The 16,156-nt window shown below is 75.7% G+C and carries 13 protein-coding genes and 1 pseudogene; 9 read left to right on the top strand and 5 right to left on the bottom strand.

The annotated features are described in order from the left end of the window. Positions 1–72: 72 nt before the first annotated feature. The 4 genes from ABZ873_RS08575 (at position 73) to ABZ873_RS08560 (ending at position 5,207) form a co-directional block, all read left to right on the top strand. Entirely contained in the window at positions 73–1,608 is a 1,536-nt protein-coding gene (locus ABZ873_RS08575) for an IucA/IucC family protein (protein WP_360867263.1), read from the top strand. A gap of 36 nt (positions 1,609–1,644) precedes the next feature. Further along, complete coding sequence (locus ABZ873_RS08570; protein ID WP_360867261.1) at positions 1,645–2,334, top strand: class I SAM-dependent methyltransferase; 690 nt, start codon at positions 1,645–1,647, stop codon at positions 2,332–2,334. A 179-nt stretch (positions 2,335–2,513) separates the two neighbouring features. Then, positions 2,514–4,052, top strand: a complete 1,539-nt coding sequence (locus tag ABZ873_RS08565; RefSeq protein WP_360867258.1) for an FAD-binding protein — start codon at positions 2,514–2,516, stop codon at positions 4,050–4,052. 12 nt (positions 4,053–4,064) lie between these two features. Further along, positions 4,065–5,207, top strand: a complete 1,143-nt coding sequence (locus ABZ873_RS08560; protein ID WP_360867255.1) for a trypsin-like peptidase domain-containing protein — start codon at positions 4,065–4,067, stop codon at positions 5,205–5,207. Between the two features lie 47 nt (positions 5,208–5,254). Here the strand turns inward: ABZ873_RS08560 and ABZ873_RS08555 are convergent. Continuing rightward, positions 5,255–5,470, bottom strand: a pseudogene (locus ABZ873_RS08555) (HXXEE domain-containing protein); the annotation flags it as partial. Between the two features lie 28 nt (positions 5,471–5,498). Then, positions 5,499–6,458, bottom strand: coding sequence for an AEC family transporter (locus ABZ873_RS08550; protein WP_360867252.1), 960 nt, complete (start codon positions 6,456–6,458; stop codon positions 5,499–5,501). 81 nt (positions 6,459–6,539) lie between these two features. Here ABZ873_RS08550 and ABZ873_RS08545 point away from each other — a divergent pair, with 81 nt between their 5' ends. Both ABZ873_RS08545 and ABZ873_RS08540 read left to right on the top strand, forming a co-directional pair. Next, positions 6,540–7,940 carry a histidine kinase gene (locus ABZ873_RS08545; protein ID WP_360867249.1) on the top strand — a complete coding sequence of 467 codons (1,401 nt, stop codon included), beginning with the start codon at positions 6,540–6,542 and terminating at the stop codon, positions 7,938–7,940. After that, positions 7,937–8,617, top strand: a complete 681-nt coding sequence (locus ABZ873_RS08540; protein WP_360867246.1) for a response regulator transcription factor — start codon at positions 7,937–7,939, stop codon at positions 8,615–8,617. The genes ABZ873_RS08545 and ABZ873_RS08540 overlap by 4 nt, the downstream gene beginning before the upstream one ends. Positions 8,618–8,639: 22 nt before the next feature. Here ABZ873_RS08540 and ABZ873_RS08535 read toward each other — a convergent pair whose 3' ends face one another. Next, positions 8,640–9,152, bottom strand: a complete 513-nt coding sequence (locus tag ABZ873_RS08535) for a protein phosphatase (RefSeq protein ID WP_360867243.1) — start codon at positions 9,150–9,152, stop codon at positions 8,640–8,642. A gap of 195 nt (positions 9,153–9,347) precedes the next feature. Between ABZ873_RS08535 and ABZ873_RS08530 the strand changes: the two genes are divergently transcribed. Beyond that, positions 9,348–10,394, top strand: a complete 1,047-nt coding sequence (locus tag ABZ873_RS08530; protein WP_360867240.1) for an alpha/beta hydrolase — start codon at positions 9,348–9,350, stop codon at positions 10,392–10,394. Further along, positions 10,391–11,674, top strand: coding sequence for an acyltransferase (locus ABZ873_RS08525; protein WP_360867237.1), 1,284 nt, complete (start codon positions 10,391–10,393; stop codon positions 11,672–11,674). The genes ABZ873_RS08530 and ABZ873_RS08525 overlap by 4 nt, the downstream gene beginning before the upstream one ends. Positions 11,675–11,793: 119 nt before the next feature. Here the strand turns inward: ABZ873_RS08525 and ABZ873_RS08520 are convergent, their stop codons facing one another. Next, the gene (locus ABZ873_RS08520) at positions 11,794–12,216 is read right to left on the bottom strand and encodes a DUF350 domain-containing protein (protein ID WP_360867233.1); all 423 of its coding nucleotides are present in this window, start codon (positions 12,214–12,216) and stop codon (positions 11,794–11,796) included. A gap of 95 nt (positions 12,217–12,311) precedes the next feature. Here ABZ873_RS08520 and ABZ873_RS08515 point away from each other — a divergent pair, with 95 nt between their 5' ends. Next, positions 12,312–14,102, top strand: coding sequence for a GNAT family N-acetyltransferase (locus ABZ873_RS08515; RefSeq protein ID WP_360867230.1), 1,791 nt, complete (start codon positions 12,312–12,314; stop codon positions 14,100–14,102). Between the two features lie 13 nt (positions 14,103–14,115). Here ABZ873_RS08515 and ABZ873_RS08510 read toward each other — a convergent pair whose 3' ends face one another. Further along, positions 14,116–16,146, bottom strand: coding sequence for an AMP-binding protein (locus tag ABZ873_RS08510; protein ID WP_360867228.1), 2,031 nt, complete (start codon positions 16,144–16,146; stop codon positions 14,116–14,118). Between the last annotated feature and the right edge of the window lie 10 nt (positions 16,147–16,156).

The raw sequence follows: 16,156 nt of genomic DNA, 5'->3' as shown, positions 1-16,156 counted from the left end.
GCCGTGATCTTCGGTATCAGCAATGATTACTTGATCATCCCGAAAAGCGATATTCCGATGCCGGAGCGCAGCATGAACCTTCCCCCTTCCGGGGCCGAAAAAGCAGTCGCCACCGAACTGGCCGATCTTCGGCCCGGGCTCGGGCCCTCCTACGCCGCCGCGCTGGACGGCGCCCGGGCGGCCGTGCTGACCCGGTTGTGGCGGGCCCTGGCCTACGAGCCGCTGCCCTGGATCGTCGGCCGGGAGCGGGCGGCCGACGGCCTGAGGCTGCGGCTGGCCGGGGGGCGCCTGCTGGAGGGCCCGCTGCCGGACCCGTACGCGACGGCGGCGTACGTGGACGAGGTGCTGCTCGACGGCCGCCCGCACCGCCGGGCCGGATCCCTCGTACGGGCGCTCGGCGTACCGCACGGGGAGGGGTTCGCGGCGGAGCTGGACGGGAGCACGGCCTCCCTGGCGCTGTCCCGGGCGGGCCGGGCGGGCCGGGCGGCTGCCGGGGAGGAGGGTCCGGCGGACTCCCTGTGGCAGTGGGAGCAGCGGGTGGTCGACGGCCACCCCTACCACCCGAACTGCCGGTCCCGTCCCGGTTTCTCCGTGGCCGAGGAGCTGGCGTACGCCCCCGAGCACGCGCCGGTGGTCCGGCTCGGGCTGGCCGCCGTAGGGGCCGAGGAGTGCCTGGTCACCGGGGAGTGGCCGGCAGAGCTGCGGGAGGGCGGGCGGATCCTGATCCCGGTGCACCCGTGGCAGGCGGAGCACGTGCTCAAGGAGCGGATGCGGGGGCACGACCGGCTGCGGCCCGGCTTCGCCGCCCATCCGCTGATGGCGCTGCGGACGCTGGCCCCCGCCGACGGGGGCCCGCACGTCAAGACGGCGCTCAGCGCCCGGCTGACCTCCTCCGTCCGGGACATCTCGGTCTACTCCATCGAGACGGCGGCGGCCCTGTCCGCCTTCGCCCAGGGGCTGGCCGAACGGCTCGACGGCCGCCTGCACATCACCCGCACCCTGGGCGCCGCCACCGCGCACAGCCCGGAGCTGGGGGCCGTACTGCGGGAGCGGCCCGAGGTGTACGCGGACAGCGCCGCCGGGGAGCGGGTGCTTCCGGTGGCCTCCCTGGCCTCCTACCCGCCGGCCCGTTCGGCCGCCTGGCGGGCCGAGTTCGCCCGGCTGGCGCTGTCGGTGTGCCTGCGGGTGCTGGAGCTCGGGGTGGCCCTGGAGGCCCATGGCCAGAACCTCCTGGTCGTCCTCTCCCCCACGGGCGCGCCGGTACGGCTGGTCTACCGCGACCTCGCCGACATCCGGATCAGCCCGGTCCGGCTGCGGGAGCACGGGGTGCCGGTGCCGCCGCTGTCGGGCAGGCTCGTCGACGACGACGTGACCCTGCTGCGCCGCAAGCTGTTCGGCTCGCTGCTGGCGGGGGCGCTCGGTGCCACGGCGGGCTCGGCGGACGCCTTCGCGGAGGACCTGGCGCAGGCGGCGGACCTGCCGGTCACGGCCGATACGGAGGCCCTGCTGACCGGGCCGCTGCCGACGAAGGCGCTCACGCTGATGCGGCTGAGTCCGGGGGTTCCGGGCGACCAGTGGACGGAACTGCCCAATCCGCTGATCGGATGATGAGCCGGGGCTCCGGGCGGGCTACTGTTCAGGGGCATGACAGCCTCCTCGCACCCGTCGTACTCCCCGTACCCCTCGGACTCCTCGTACTTGAGTTCCGTACGGGCGTCCTACGACGCCGTCGCCGTCGACTGCGCGCGGCTGCTCGGGGCGGAGCTGGACGGGAGACCGCTGGACCGGGCGATGCTCTCGGCCTTCGCCGAGTGCGTACGCGATGAGGCGGGCGGCGCCGGGCGGGCGGTGGCCGACCTCGGCTGCGGTCCGGGCCGGGTGACGGCGCACCTGGCCGGGCTCGGGGTACGGGCCTTCGGCGTCGACCTGTCCCCGGCGATGGTCGCGGTGGCGCGGCGCAGCCATCCGGGGCTGCGGTTCGAGGTGGGGTCGATGGCCGCGCTGGACGTGGCCGACGGGGTGCTGGGCGGGGTGCTCGCCTGGTACTCGACGCCGCACACCCCGCCCGCGGAACTGCCGTCGCTGTTCGCGGAGTTCGCCCGGGTGCTGGCGCCGGGCGGGCATGTCCTGCTCGCCTTCGAGGCGGGCGACGAGCGGGTCAGGCTGGAGGAGGCGTTCGGGCATCCCGTCGACCTGGACGTGTACCGCACCCCGCCCGGCGTGATGGCCGACCTGCTGGCCGGGGCGGGCCTCACCGAGACGGCCCGCCTGCTCCGCGCCCCGGTGTCCGCCGAACCCTCCCCGCGGGCCTTCCTGCTGGCCCGCAAGAACTGACGGCCGACCGGGTCTCGGGCCCGGCGGGGGCACCGCCCGGCAGGGGGCTGTACGGGGTGGGGGCAGTGGGTTTGTAGGACGAAACGAACCGTTTCCGCCGTGCGCCGTTCGGGGGGCAACCCCCGGTGCCTGGGACCCGCCTGCGCGGGGTTCGGGCCGGGCGGTGGGAGGAAGGAGGCATGAGCCTCCCACGCCGCCACGTACTCGGCTGTGCGGCCGCGGCCGTCCTCGGCGCCGGCGGCGCGGCGGCCCGGGGCCCGGACTACGGCGCCCTGGCGCGCGGGATGGACGGGCGGCTGGTCCTCCCGGGGGACGCCGACTACCCCGAGGCCCGCCGGCTGTTCCAGCCGCGCTTCGACAGCCTCTCCCCCGCCGCGGTGGCCTATCCGGCGCACGCGGCGGACGTGGCCGTCTGCCTGGACTTCGCCCGGCGCTCGGCGGTCCCCGTGGTCGCGCGCGGCGGCGGGCACAGCTACGCCGGCTGGTCCACCCGGACCGGCGCACTCGTCATCGACACCGGGGCGATGGCGGCCGTGTCCGTCGGGGCGGGGGTGCCCGGCGACGGCGTACGGATCGGGGCCGGGGCCCGGCTCGGGGACGTGCACACCGCGCTCGCCGCGCACGGCCGGTCCGTGCCCACCGGGCTGTGCCCCTCCGTCGGCATCGCCGGGCTCACCCTCGGCGGCGGTCTCGGCCTGGCGTCGCGGGCGTACGGCACCACCTCCGACCGGCTCACCGGGGCGCGGGTGGTGACCGCCGACGGCCGGGTCCGCGAGGTCTCCGCCGACCGGGAGCCGGACCTCTTCTGGGCGCTGCGCGGCGGCGGGGGCGGCCGCTTCGGCGTGGTGACCGAATTCCGCTTCCGGACGCACCCGGTCGCCGACTGCGCCTTCGCCGAGCTCCACTGGCCCGCCGCGCGCTCCGGGGAGCTCCTGCGCGGCTGGCAGCGCTGGCTGGGCGGGCTGCCGGACCCGTTCTGGAGCCAGGTGGAGTTCACCGTGGAGGCGGGTTCGGCGGAGCCGGGGGCTCCGGCGCCGGCGCCCGCCGTGCGGGTGCTCTGCCTCGACGGACGGGCCGAGCTGGAGGGGCAGTTGACGCGGCTGGCCGATCTGGTCGGCGTACCGCCCCGGGACAGCTGGACCGTCGTACGCGCGCACGCCGACACCGTCCGGGCCCTGGCCGGCTGCGCGGATCTGAGCCCGGAGCAGTGCCGCCTCCCGGGCACGCTGCCGGGGCGCGACCCCCGGGGGCGGCTCGGCCGGCACTCCTACGCCGCCCGCTCCGACTTCTGGGCGGACCCCGGGCTTCCGGACGCGGCGGCCGGCGCGGTGCTCGCGGCCGTCCGCCGGTACGCGGCCGAGGCGCCCCGGGGCGGCACCGGCGTGGTGCAGCTCGACGGGGTGTGCGGGGGCGCCGTGAACCGGGTGCCGGCCGGGGCCACCGCCTTCGTCCACCGCGACAGCGCCTTCCTCGCCCAGTACCTCGTGTACTGGCCCGGTTCCGCCTCTGCGGCGGAAGTGGCCCGGCACCAGGGCTGGCTCGACGGGCTCTGGCAGGACCTGCGCCCCTGGGCGAGTGGGCGCGCGTACCAGAACTACACCGATCCGAAGCTCGACGGCTGGGGCGAGGCCCACTACGGCCCGAACCTCGCCCGGCTGCGCGAGGTCCGGCGCGCCTACGACCCGGACCTGCTCTTCCGTTTCCCCCAGGCCGTTTAGGGAGTCTCCCGCATGCGACGTACGTTGACGATGGCCGCGCTGGCCGCGCTGCTGCTGGTGTCCGCGGGGCCGGTGGCCCTGGCCGAGGCGGGGCGGCCCGCGCCCGGTCCGGCGACCGCCGCCGCCGGGCGCTGGGGGGCGAAGGAGGCGGAGTCCTTCTGGACCGCCGAGCGGATGGCCACCGCCGCCCCGATGCCGCCGCTGCCGTCCGTACCGCCGGTGCCGCGTGTCCCGCCCCGGAGGGATCCGGCCGCGCCGGCTGCCCCGGCTGCCCCTTCGGCACCGGCCGCCCCTTCGGACCCGCCTGCGGCACCGGCTCCGGAGCCGACACCGCCGCCTGTCCCGCCCGCGCCGCCTGTCTCGCCGCCGCCGGCGCCCGCGCCTCCGGCTCCGCCCGCGCCTCCCGTCGTACCCCGGGTGCCCGCCGTGAGCCCCGGGGTCGGGCAGGACTTCAACGGGGTGCCCGTCGTCGGCCGGCTGTTCCTCGTCAAGGGCAGCGGCTCCTACTTCTGCACCGCGAGCGTCGTCGCCTCCCCCGGCCGCAACCTCGTCATCAGCGCGGCGCACTGCCTGCTCGGCGCGGACGCCCAGCAGGTGGCCTTCGTACCGCAGTACACCCGGGCCAAGCCGCGCCCCTTCGGCATGTTCCCCGTCCTCCGGGACTCCGCCAAGCGGTCCAAGGTCTGGATCGACCCGCGCTACCGCTCCCAGGGCGTGAACCGGGCGGCCGCCCTCGACGTGGCCTTCGCGCAGGTGGGGCCGGGGGCGAACGGCCGCCGGGTGCAGGACGTGGTCGGCGGGAACCGGCTGGTCACCGGGGCCGGTTACGCACACTCCCGGGTCACCCTGATCGGGCACCCGTCCTCCGCCGCGCGGCCGCGCGTGTGCGTCAACCGGACGACGAAGTTCACCAGCCGGGACGCGAAGATCCCCGGCTCCTTCCTGCGCATCGACTGCACGGGCTACCCCGGCGGTACCAGCGGCGGCCCGTTCCTGACCCGCTACGACGCGCGCACCGGAACCGGAGATGTAGTCGGGGTCATCGGCGGCTGGAAGACCGGCGGCGACAGGCCGGACACCTCCTACAGCTCGTACTTCGGCGCGGACATCAGGAAGCTGTACGAGAAGGCGGTCGCCGGGGCGAAGACGGGCTGAGCGCCCGCGCACGGCCCGGGCTGCCGACCGTACGAGGAGCCGAACCGGCGACGGACCCGGCGCGCGACAGCGTGCGAGGCCGCGGTGGCCCCAGCGGCAACCGCCAGCCCCTCCACCACGTCCCGCACCCGGGTCGGCCGCAGCACCCCGGCCCGCCGCAGCCGCCCCCGCGCCCACAGGGTGAAGGGGACCACGATCAGCGGCGACGTGACCACGCCCGGCGTACAGCCGCGCGTGGCCGCGGCCTGCGCGAGGTGGACGAGGGGGCAACCGGCGGTATCGGTGAGGCGGTCATGGGACCACAGTCTGGAGCCACAGCGGCAGTAGCAGGAGGGACAGCAGGGAGCTCTTGATCACCAGGGCGGCGGAGAGGCTCACGCCCACCTGGTAGCGCTGGGCGAAGATGAACAGGTTCTGCGGGGTCGGCATCGCGGCGATCAGGACGAGGTACGCCAGCCACTCGCCCCGGACCCCGACGAGCGCCCCGCACACCACCCAGGTCAGCAGCGGGAACACCAGGCACTTGAAGCCGATCAGGGCCAGCTCCTCGCGGGTGGTGTCCCGCAGCCCGAGCCCGGCCCCGCCGAGGTGCAGGCCGAGGGCGAACAGGGCCACCGGGGAGGCGCTGTCCCCTACGAAGGCGGCCCCGTCCAGGAGTACAGCGGGGACGCGCACCGAGAGCAGGTTGAGCAGGATGCCCGCGTTGCAGGCGAGGACCAGCGGGGTGGCGAGGGAGGCCCCGAGGGCGCGGCCGAGCCGCCGGGCCGGGCCGGTGGTGCCGGTGGGAGTGCCGGCGTCCGGGCGGCCGAGTTCCATCAGGGCGATGACGACCAGGGACAGGACGCACACCTGGAAGAGCAGGATCGGGAAGATCGGCGCCGCCGTGCCGAACACGGTGATGAAGACGGGCACGGCGAAGTAGGCCGTGTTCACCTGGACGCCCGCCATCACGCGCAGCGCGACCTCCCGCGGCTCCCGGCGGCCGTACGCGACCGCTCCCGCCGCAACGGCCAGCGCGGCGAGCCCCGCCGCCCCCGCGTAGCCGCCGATGGCCTGCCAGTCGAAGAGGGCGGCGAGATCGGCGGCGTAGATATTGCCGAAGAGGTAGCAGGGGACGGCGAAGAGGAAGGCGTAGTCCGAGAACGCCTTGGACGCCTCGGGCGGAACGATCCCCCGGCGGGCGAGGAGTACGCCCCCGCCGAAGGCCAGCAGTACCGGCAGGAGTTTTTCCAGCGCCGCCGCCCCGCCCATGCCCACCGCTCCCCATGATCGACGAACGGCAGCCTACCCATACCCGCCGGCCGGCCGTGCGCCGCATAGGCTGGACCGATCATGAGCGACGAAGCCCCGACCCCCTCGCGCGGCCGGTCCCGCCTCCGGGCGGCCGGTGACGCGCTGGCGCAGCTCGCCCCGGCCCTGCGCACCCCGGACCGGACCGCGCAGCCCCTGTTCGCACAGGCGCCCAGGGCCTGGCAGCGGCTGCTCCCGTACGCCGTCGTCGGCATCTTCGTGACGACCCTGCTGCCGGTCACGATCACCGTGCTCATCGGCGACTACGGCGCGGACGGCGGCTGGGCGGGCGCGCTCGGCGTGGCGCAGACCGTGCCGCTGCTGCTGGCCGTGACCCGGCCGCTGCCCGCGTGGCTGCTCGTACTCCTCGCGGACACGCTGGGCGCGCTGCTGCTGACGCAGGCCGACACGGTGGGCGGGCAGTCCTGGCCGTGGCCGCCGATGACCGTCGTCGGCTATCTCGTGGTGATGGCCTGCCTGGGGCTGCGCGAGTCCGTACGGACCCTGGTGGGCGTCTGGCTCGCGACGGGCGTGCTCGGGGCCTTCCTCGGCTTCTTCCGGCCGTCGGGCTCCACGGACACCGCCGCCCTGCTCTTCGTGCTCAGCGGGATAGTGCTGGCGCTGACGGCCGCGCTGCGCGGTCTGGGGGACGCGCGGCAGCGGATCGCCGAGCAGGAGGTGATCAGCGAGGCGGAGCGGTCGCGGCGCACGCTGCTGGAGGAACGGGCGCGGATCGCGCGGGAGTTGCACGATGTGGTGGCCCACCACATGTCGGTGATCACGGTGCAGGCGGATTCGGCGCCGTACCGGCTGCCGGGCATGCCGGAGCCGGTACGGGAGGAGTTCGCGGCGATCGCGGCGAGCGCGCGGGAGTCGCTGGGCGAGATGCGGCGGCTGCTGACGGTGCTGCGCAGTGACGGGGCGAACGGCGGCGGCGCGAACGGCGGTGGTGACGGCGCCGCGCTGGCCCCGCAGCCGGGCATCGGGCGGCTCCAGCAGCTGGTGGAGGCGACCGTACGGGCCGGGCAGCCGGTGGAGTTGTCCCTGGCGGCGGCCGCGGTGGGGGTGGCGCCGCCGGCGGTGGACCTGTCGGCGTACCGGATCGTGCAGGAGGCGCTGGCCAATGTGGTGCGGCACGCGCCCGGGGCGGCGACGCGGGTCTCGGTGACGGTGGACGAGGGCGAGGGGGAGGGCTCGGGCCAGGGCGAGGTGCTGGTGCTCGTGGTCAACGGGCCCGCGCGGGACGCCGTGGTGGAGGTGGAGAGCGCGGGCACGGGGCACGGGCTGGTGGGGATGCGGGAGCGCGTACGGTTGACCGGCGGCACGCTGGACACCGGTCCGCTGCCCGACGGCGGCTTCCGGGTGGCCGCCCGGCTGCCGCTGTCCGCCGGAGGCGACATGGCGGCCATCGATCCGAACGGGAAGACGGAGGAGAGCAGTTGACCATCCGCGTGGTCATCGTCGACGACCAGGCCATGGTGCGGGCGGGGTTCGCGGCCCTGCTCTCGGCGCAGGCGGACATCGACGTGGTGGGCGAGGCCCCCGACGGGCGGCAGGGGCTCCTGGTGTCCCGGTCGGCGCACCCGGACGTGGTGCTGATGGACGTACGCATGCCGGAGATGGACGGGCTGACGGCCGCCCGGGAACTCCTCGATCCGCCGCCCGGGGTGGTGCACCGGCCGAAGGTGCTGATGCTGACCACCTTCGACATCGACGACTACGTCTACGAGGCGCTGCGCGCGGGCGCCTCGGGCTTCCTGCTCAAGGACGCGCCGCCGGCGGACCTGATCGCGGCGGTACGGGTGGTCGCCTCGGGCGAGGCCCTGCTGGCGCCCTCGGTGACGCGCCGCCTGATCGCGGACTTCGTGCAGCAGCGGCCGGCGCCGCGCAAGGACCCGTCGCTGCGGCTGAAAGGGCTGACGCCGCGCGAGACGGAGGTACTGGAACTGATCGCGCGCGGGCTGTCGAACCAGGAGATCGCGGCCCATCTGGTCCTGGCGGAGCAGACCGTGAAGACCCACATCGGCCGCGTCCTGGCCAAACTGGACCTGCGCGACCGCGCCCAGGCGGTCATCTTCGCCTACGAAGCGGGCCTGGTCCGCCCGGGCGACTCCCCGTGACCCCCGCCCCACCGCTGTCCGCTCACGCGGGCGCCTCCAGCTCGCTGAGGAGCCGTGCGACGTCCAGCCCGGTCCCGAGGTAGTCCTCGAAAACCGGATTACTCAACGCCCGCCCCGACCGCACGGCCCGCACGGCCCCGACGGCCCGCACCGCGTCCCGGCCCTGCCCGATGAGCACCTGGGCCACGACAAGCCCGGAGCGATTGAATCCCGCGTGGCACCGCACCAGGACGGTGCGTCCCTCGCCCAGGGCCCGGACGGCGACGGCGGCGAGGTCCTGGACGGTACGGAGCTGCCCGGCGTCGAGCGGACCGTCGGGGATCTCCGCGACCAGGTGCTCGACACCCGGCGCGGGGCCGTGTCCCGGGCGGGTGTACAGGCTGATGACGAGGTCGAACTGCCGCTCCACGACGACCGGGTGGTCGGTTCCGGTGGCGTCGGTCCAGTAGTGGCCGCCCATCCACAGTCCCGGTACGACCTCGTTCCACGGCTCCTGCGGCTCCGGGGCACCGGGGCCCTTCTGTCGCGTTCTCATCGCTCCCCCATGCGTTCACCCTGCCACCAATCCCCCTCGCGATGTAACCGGGTTACCCCCCTGCGCCGCCGGCGACGGCTGTTGGCTCCTCCACCCCCTACCGGGGTATGACATGCGACTTGGCTCCCTGGTGCGACGTGTGTCGTGGTGTCGGGTTTCTACCTTCCCCCTCGTCACGAGGAGAGGAGAAGGGGCATGCGCCGCATCGGGAGGACGGTGGTCAGCGCTGTGCTGGCGGTGGCCGTTGTCGGGGGGACCGCCGGGTGGGCGTCCGGGGAGCGGCAGGGCGTGGTCAGCGGGCCGCCGCCGGGGGCCGCCGCCTGGCGGGGCGATTCCGTGGCCGGGCGTCCGCTGCCCGATCCGGAAACCGCGGCCCCCGCCGAGGTGGCCCGGTTCTTCGCCGGGCTGGGTGAGGAAGCGAGCGAGGTACTGGTAGGCCGTCATCCGCTGGTGGTGGGGAATCTGGACGGGGCCCCGCTCCCCCTGCGGTACGAGGCCAACCGCATCGCCGTCGCCGCCACCGGCGAGCCGCGCTACGCCTCCCTCGCCGCCCCCGACCGGCAGATCCTCGCCTTCGACCCGCGCGGCCGCGGCCAGGTGGCCGAGGTGTTCGGGGATCTGGGCCGGGCCGCGCACGTCGCCGTGGTCGTACCCGGGTCGGACAACGACGCCACCCACCACGACGCCCCGCGCCGCCGCCCGTACACCGGCCCCGCCGGGATGGCCCGCGCGCTGCGGGCGGCGGCCGGGCCGGACGTGGCCGTCGTCGCGTGGACCGGCTACACCACCCCGGTCGGCGTGGGCCTGGACGCGGCCGACGGCCGGCTGGCCGAGGCGGCCGCGCCCCGGCTGGCCCGGTTCACCGCCGGGCTGGACGCGGTGGGCGCGCCGGACCCGGTGCTGCTCTGCCACAGCTACGGCTCGGTGGTCTGCGGCCTCGCCGCGCACGACACCGACGCCTCCGACCTCGTCGCCCTCGGCTCCCCCGGCATGCGCGCGGCCACCGCCGCCGGTCTGCGCACCGGTGCCCGGGTGTGGGCGGCCCGGGGGCCCTCGGACTGGATAGCCGACGTCCCGAACGTCCGCTTCGCCGGGCTCGGCCACGGCGCCGACCCGACCTCGGCCGCCTTCGGCGCCCGCCCGGTGCCCGCCGACGACGTCCAGGGCCACACCGGCTACTTCGCCCCCGGCACCCGTTCCCTGACGGCTTTCGCCGCGATCGCAAAGGGCGACACCCGATGAACACCACCCGCCCCACACACCCCACCCGCCTCACACACCCCACCCACCTCAGCACCCCCGACCGGCTGCGGGCCACCGCCGCACGCATCGACCGCCGCACCCCCGCCCACCGCGACCGCGCCGTCGACGGCCTGCGCGCCCTCGCGCTGCTCGCCGTACCCACCGGCCACTGGCTGCTCGGCGGCTTCACCCTCGACCCCGACGGCGGCCTGCACAACGCCAGCCCGCTCTCCGCCTTCGGGGCGCTGGCCCCGGCGAGCTGGGTCCTCCAGATGCTCGGCATCTTCTTCCTCGTCGGCGGCTACGCCTCCGCGCTCTCCTACCGGCGCCGCCCCGGCTCGTCCCGCTCCTGGCTCAAGGGCCGGATCGTCCGCCTCGGCCGCCCCGTACTCGGCGTCACCGCCGTCTGGGCCGTCACCGCACCCCTGCTGTACGCGGCGGGCGTGCCCGAGGCGACGCTGCGCACGGGCGCGACCCTGGTGATCCAGCCGCTGTGGTTCGTCGGCGTGTACGTGGTGGTCACCGCGCTCACCCCGTACTGCGTCCGGGCCGCCCAGCGGCTCGGCGGCTGGGCGGCCGCCCCGCTGCTCGCCTCGGTGGCCGTGGTGGACCTGCTGCGTTACGGCCCGCTCGCCGCCTCGATGCCGTCCTGGCTCGCGGTGCTGAACATCCTGCCGGGCTGGCTGTTCGCCTACCAGCTGGGCGTCTCCTGGGGCGAGGGCCGTATCGCCCGGCGCGGCGCGTGGCTGCTGGCGGCGGGCGGGGCGCTGCTCTTCGCGGTGCTGCTCGCGGTGTTCCACTACCCGGCCTCGATGGTCGGCGTACCGGGCGCAGAGCGCACCAACTCGCACCCGCCCTCGTTGCTGGTACTGGCCCTGGCCGCCGCGCAGTCGGGCGCCACGATCCTGCTGCGCGACCGCCTGGCGCGGCTGCTGGCCCGGCCCGCGCTGTGGGCTCCGGTGGTCGTGGTCAACCTGAGCGCGATGACGATCCTGTGCTGGCACCAGACGGCCATGCTCGCGGCGGCGGTGCCCGGTTCCTTCGCGGGCGCGCTGGCCGGGCTGACGACGCCGCCGGAGACCGTCGGCTGGCTCGTGGCGCGCGCCGCGTGGATGCCGGTGTTCGCGCTGCTGCTGGTGGTCATCGCCCGGTACACCCGCCGGTTCGAAGCGCCGCCGATCCGCGGAAGGGGCTCCCGGCGCGGGTCGCCCGTCGTACGCAGGGCGGTGGCGGGGGTGCTGGCGGCCGGGTTCGCGGTCTTCGCGCTCGGCCTGGCCTGATCCCCGTACACCCCCGGCCCGCGGTCCCCGGCCCCCGGCCCCCGGAGCACCGGATACGCCGAGAGCGCCGCTTCCCTGACGGAGCGGCGCTCTCGGACTACGGCGCGGGGTGCCGCGCGTCAGGCGATCGAGGCGGCCACGATCGCGGCGACGGCCAGGTTGCAGGCGGAGGAGACCCACACCGCCGGGTGCGGATCCGGGTCGACCACTATGGCGCCGAGCTTGCCCGGCGTGGCCAGGTCCAGGACCAGGAAGGCCACCGCCATCAGGATCAGACCGAGCACTCCGAAGGCCGCCGTGGACAGCAGGCCCTTGCCGAAGTCGTCGTACGTGGTCCAGATCGAGGTGAAGACGATCCCGCCGATGCCGAGCAGCGCGGAGCTGAGGAAGAGGGCCGCGTTGCGGTTGCGCTCCTCCCAGATCTGCTTGGGGAGCTTCCCGGGCGTCAGCACGTCCACGAGGACGATGCCGAGGATCAGCAGGACCAGACCGAGGGCGCCGTAGGCGCTCGTGCGGCCAAGTCCGTTGATGATGTCGCTCATTGAGAAGCCTGTCTCCGGGTGAGTGGGAAGATACGAGCCGTGGGGAGGCCGAATCTATCGCACGGCCCTCCCGCGGACCATGGGGAGGTCGGCAATTGCTGGAGGTCAGGGCCGCGCGGGCGGCCGAGGCGGGGGCGCTGACCGGGCTCGTGATGAGGTCGAAGGCGCACTGGGGGTACGACGACGCCTTCCTGGCCGCGTGCGCGCCGGAGCTGCTGATCCGCCCCGGGGAGGTGACGGCCCGCCGGATCGTGGTGGCCGAGGACGCGCGGGGGCAGGTGCTGGGGCTGGCCTCGCTGGAGGGCACGGCCCCGACCGCGCAGCTGGGGCTGCTCTTCGTGGAACCCTCCGCGATCGGGCGGGGTGTGGGCCGGCTGCTCTACCGTGACGTGCTGCGCCGGGCCGCCGGGCTGGGCGTGCGCCGGCTGGTCATCGACTCCGACCCGTACGCGACCGGCTTCTACCGGGCCATGGGCGCGACTCAGGTCCCGCCCCGCCCTGCCGCCGGAGAGCCCGTCGCGCCCCCGCCCCTCGTCCGCTTCGAGACGGCTCCCGCCCCGCTCGCCGACTGGGCGCGGGCCTGGACCGGCGGGCGGCCCGCCGTGCACATCGGCAACGTCGCCGAGTACAACGCGCAGTTCGCCGACCCCTCCCTGGCCGGGGAGCAGCCGGCCGCGCACCACTACGCCTGCCTGGCCGCCTTCTACAGCCCCCACCCGGCCGCCCTGGTCCTCCCCCGGCCCGTCCCGGCGGCCTGGACGGAGCTGGTCTGCCGGCAGCTCGGCTGGACCGGGCTGGAGGTGTACGACGGGCTGCTGGAGCGGGGCCCGGGGCTGTGCGAGGCGGTCCGCGCCCGGCCTGCGCTGGCCGCGCGGCTGACCGGGGCCGCGCAACCCCTCGTACCGTGGGGGCGGACCCGGCCGTTCGGTGAGCTGGCGGGCCGGCCGTGGCGGCCCGGGGAGCTGCGGTACGAGTCGAAGTACGCGGCGCACGGCCTGTTCGAGCGGATCCTCGCGGGCGGCGGGCATCCGGGGATCGTGCTGCCGGGGCAGTGGCGGGCCGCGTCCCGGTGGGCGGCGGTGCGGCTGCTGGCGGCGCGCACCCGGGCGGGCGAGAGTACGGTGCTGAAATCGGAGCACGGGGTCGGCGGTTCGGGCACCACGGTGGTGACGGCCGCGCAGGTCCGGGCGGCGGGCGGGGCGCGCGCCGTGCTGCGGCGGCTGCCGCGCGGGCCGCTGCTGGTGGAGGAGTACGTGGACGGCCCGGCGGCGGACGGGGACGGCCCGCGGGATCTGACGTACGACGGCTTCGTGGACGAGGCGGGCCGGGTGCACACGGTGGGGGCGGCCCGGATGGACGTGGTGGACGGCTGCTACGGCGGCGCCACCGTGGGCCCCGGGGCGGTGCCCGCGTCGGCGGAGGGGCCGCTGCTCGCGTTCGGGGCGGCCGTCGGCGGGGAGCTGGCGGCCTCCGGCTACCGGGGCTGGTTCGACGTGGACTTCGTCGCGGACGGTACGGGCCGCCTGGCGCCGACCGAGACGAACCTGCGGCTGACCGGGCCCTCGGTGGCCTTCATGGTGGCGGCCCGGCTCGATGTGCTGCGGGGCGCGGGGCATCTCGTACGGGTCGTGGACCGGGTGGAGCTGGGGGCGCGGCTGCCGGAGGCCCAGCTGGCGGAGCTGTGCGGGGAGCTGGCGTGGGGCTGCGCGGAGTCCGGGGCGGTGTTCGTGCCCGCGATCCCGACGGCGGCCTTCGAACCGGCGCCCTGGCTGGGGGTGCTGGTGGCCGCGCACAGCGCGGAGGCGCTGGACGCGGCCGAGGAGCTGGTGCGGTCGGGGGCGCGGGCGGTCGGGGCGATGTTCGGCCCGACCGGGGCCGCGCGGTGAAGCGGGCCCTGATTCAGTCGCGGTCCTCGAAGTCGAAGGGGGAGGCGGGCCTGCGGGTGAGGTGGCGGGCCACCACGAAGGCGGCGATCATCAGCGGGATGTTGAAGGCGTAGACGAGCAGCGCCTGGAGCGGCCAGTCGTGCTTGGCCGCCAGCCGGTAGGCGTTGTCCTGCGGCCACCAGGCCAGCAACAGGTAGGACGTCGCGAGGTGGGCGGCCCGGGTCCAGCCGCCGGGCCGGTCGCGCTCCCGGCGGACCATCCGCCGGTAGCCGGTGAGGAGGAAGGCGATCCCCGCGCCGAAGGACAGGCATTCGGCCAGGTAGAGCACGACGAAGAGGGCCGCCCAGGGGTTGGGCACGGCGGAGAGGTCCGTGGAGCCCGGCCAGACCACGTTGGTGAACACCAGGGCCGCGAGCGCGAGGACGAACGTCAGGCATCCGGCGTGCAGGCCGCCGACGTCGGGGAGGGCTCCGGTGGGGGCGCCCGGGGTGAACTTGACGCCGTTCGGCGCGGGCCGGCCGGAGCCCGGCTGCGAGGGCAGCGGAAGGGCGGTGCGGTCCTCCTGGCCGCCCCGGGTGCGCGGCAGGGCGCGGAGCCGGACGAGGATCTGCGGGGAGATGTCCTTGGGGACGATCCCGGCCAGGTGGTTGCGCAGTTCGTGGATGGCGGGGAGCGGGGCGGAGGCGTCCCAGGCCGGATCGCCCGGCGGCGGGGCGACGTAGGCCACGAGCCGGCGCTGCCCGTCCTTGTCGATCTCGGCGAGGACGGCCGCGCCGATGCCGGGGTGGGTACGGATCGCGGCCTCCACCTCCTGCGGCTCCAGGGGGCCTTCGGGGAGGCTGATCCGGTGGCGGATCCGGCCGGCGTACTCCAGGAGGCCGTCGGGGCGGAGCAGGCCGAGGTCGCCGGTGGGTATCGCGTCGCCGCCGTCGGAGGGGACGAGGTGGATCTCCCCGTCCTCGCAGCGGACTGCGCAGCCCGCGAAGGGGGTGCCGAGGAGGGAGTGGCGTTCCGGTTCGCTCACGGGGGCGGTCAGCTGGGCGAGTTCGAAGGCGGTGCCCACGCCGGCGGTCTCGGTGAGGCCGTAGACGTTCAGGACGCGTACGCCGGGCCGCAAGCGGGCGTGCAGGGCGTCGAGTTCGTCGAGGTGGAGGCGGTCGCCGGTGACGGTGGCCAGCCGGAGGGTACGCAGTGCCCGCGGGCCGGTCCGGCGGTCCCGGGCATGCGGCCGGGGGCCGTCGACCACCAGGGAGCCGATGCCGGCCGGATCCGTGTGGACCACGCTGACCTGCTGCTCCTCGATGGCCGTACGGATCTGCCGCGGGTCCCCGGCGGGCCAGGAGGGGGCGTCGGGGAGGACGAGGCCGCCGCCGGAGCAGAGGGCGCGGGTCCATCCGGCGGCGAAGGCGGTGATGTCCGGGCGGGCGGTGATGAGGTGCCGGTCCTGCGGGGTGAGCCGGGCCAGTTCGGCCCAGCCCCGGTGGGCGGCGAGGAGCAGGGCGTGGCCGACGGGAACCGGGCGCGGGGTCTGTCCGGCGGTGAAGAGGACGGCCCCGCCGTCGGCCGGCTCCGCGCGGTCGGGCGCGTGGGCGGGCCGGGCGTCGATCTCGGCGGATTCCGCATGCGGCCGGATCGTGCGCAGCCCCGAGCCGGTGTCGAGCGGGGCCCGGTGCTGCTCGGCGGTGAGGAGAGCGAAGGGTACGAGGGGCTGGAGCGCGGCCAGTTGGCGCCGCCCGGTGCGGGCGTTCTCCGCGTCGACGACGGCGTAGGCCCCGCCCGCCTTGAGGACGGCGAGGATGCCGACGACCAGTTCGGCCTGCCAGGTGGCGGCGACCGCGACGAGGCCGCCGGGCGGCAGTCCGGCGGCGATCAGATGGTGCGCCAGCCGGTTGGCGCGGGCGTCGACCTCGCCGTAGGAGAGGCGCTGCCGGTTGGTGAGGAGGGCGGGGGCGTCGGGGGTGTCCCGTGCCCAGCGCTCGAAGAGGTGCAGGACGGTGTCGGTGGTGCCGGTCGCCAGGCGATCGGGCTCGGATCCCTGCGTCATGGACTGATGA

It is taken from the genome of Streptomyces sp. NPDC047014, from assembly GCF_040644195.1.
GTDB lineage: Bacteria > Actinomycetota > Actinomycetes > Streptomycetales > Streptomycetaceae > Streptomyces.
Note: the sequence above shows the minus strand (reverse complement) of the source record. Positions and strands in the feature narration are given on the sequence as shown.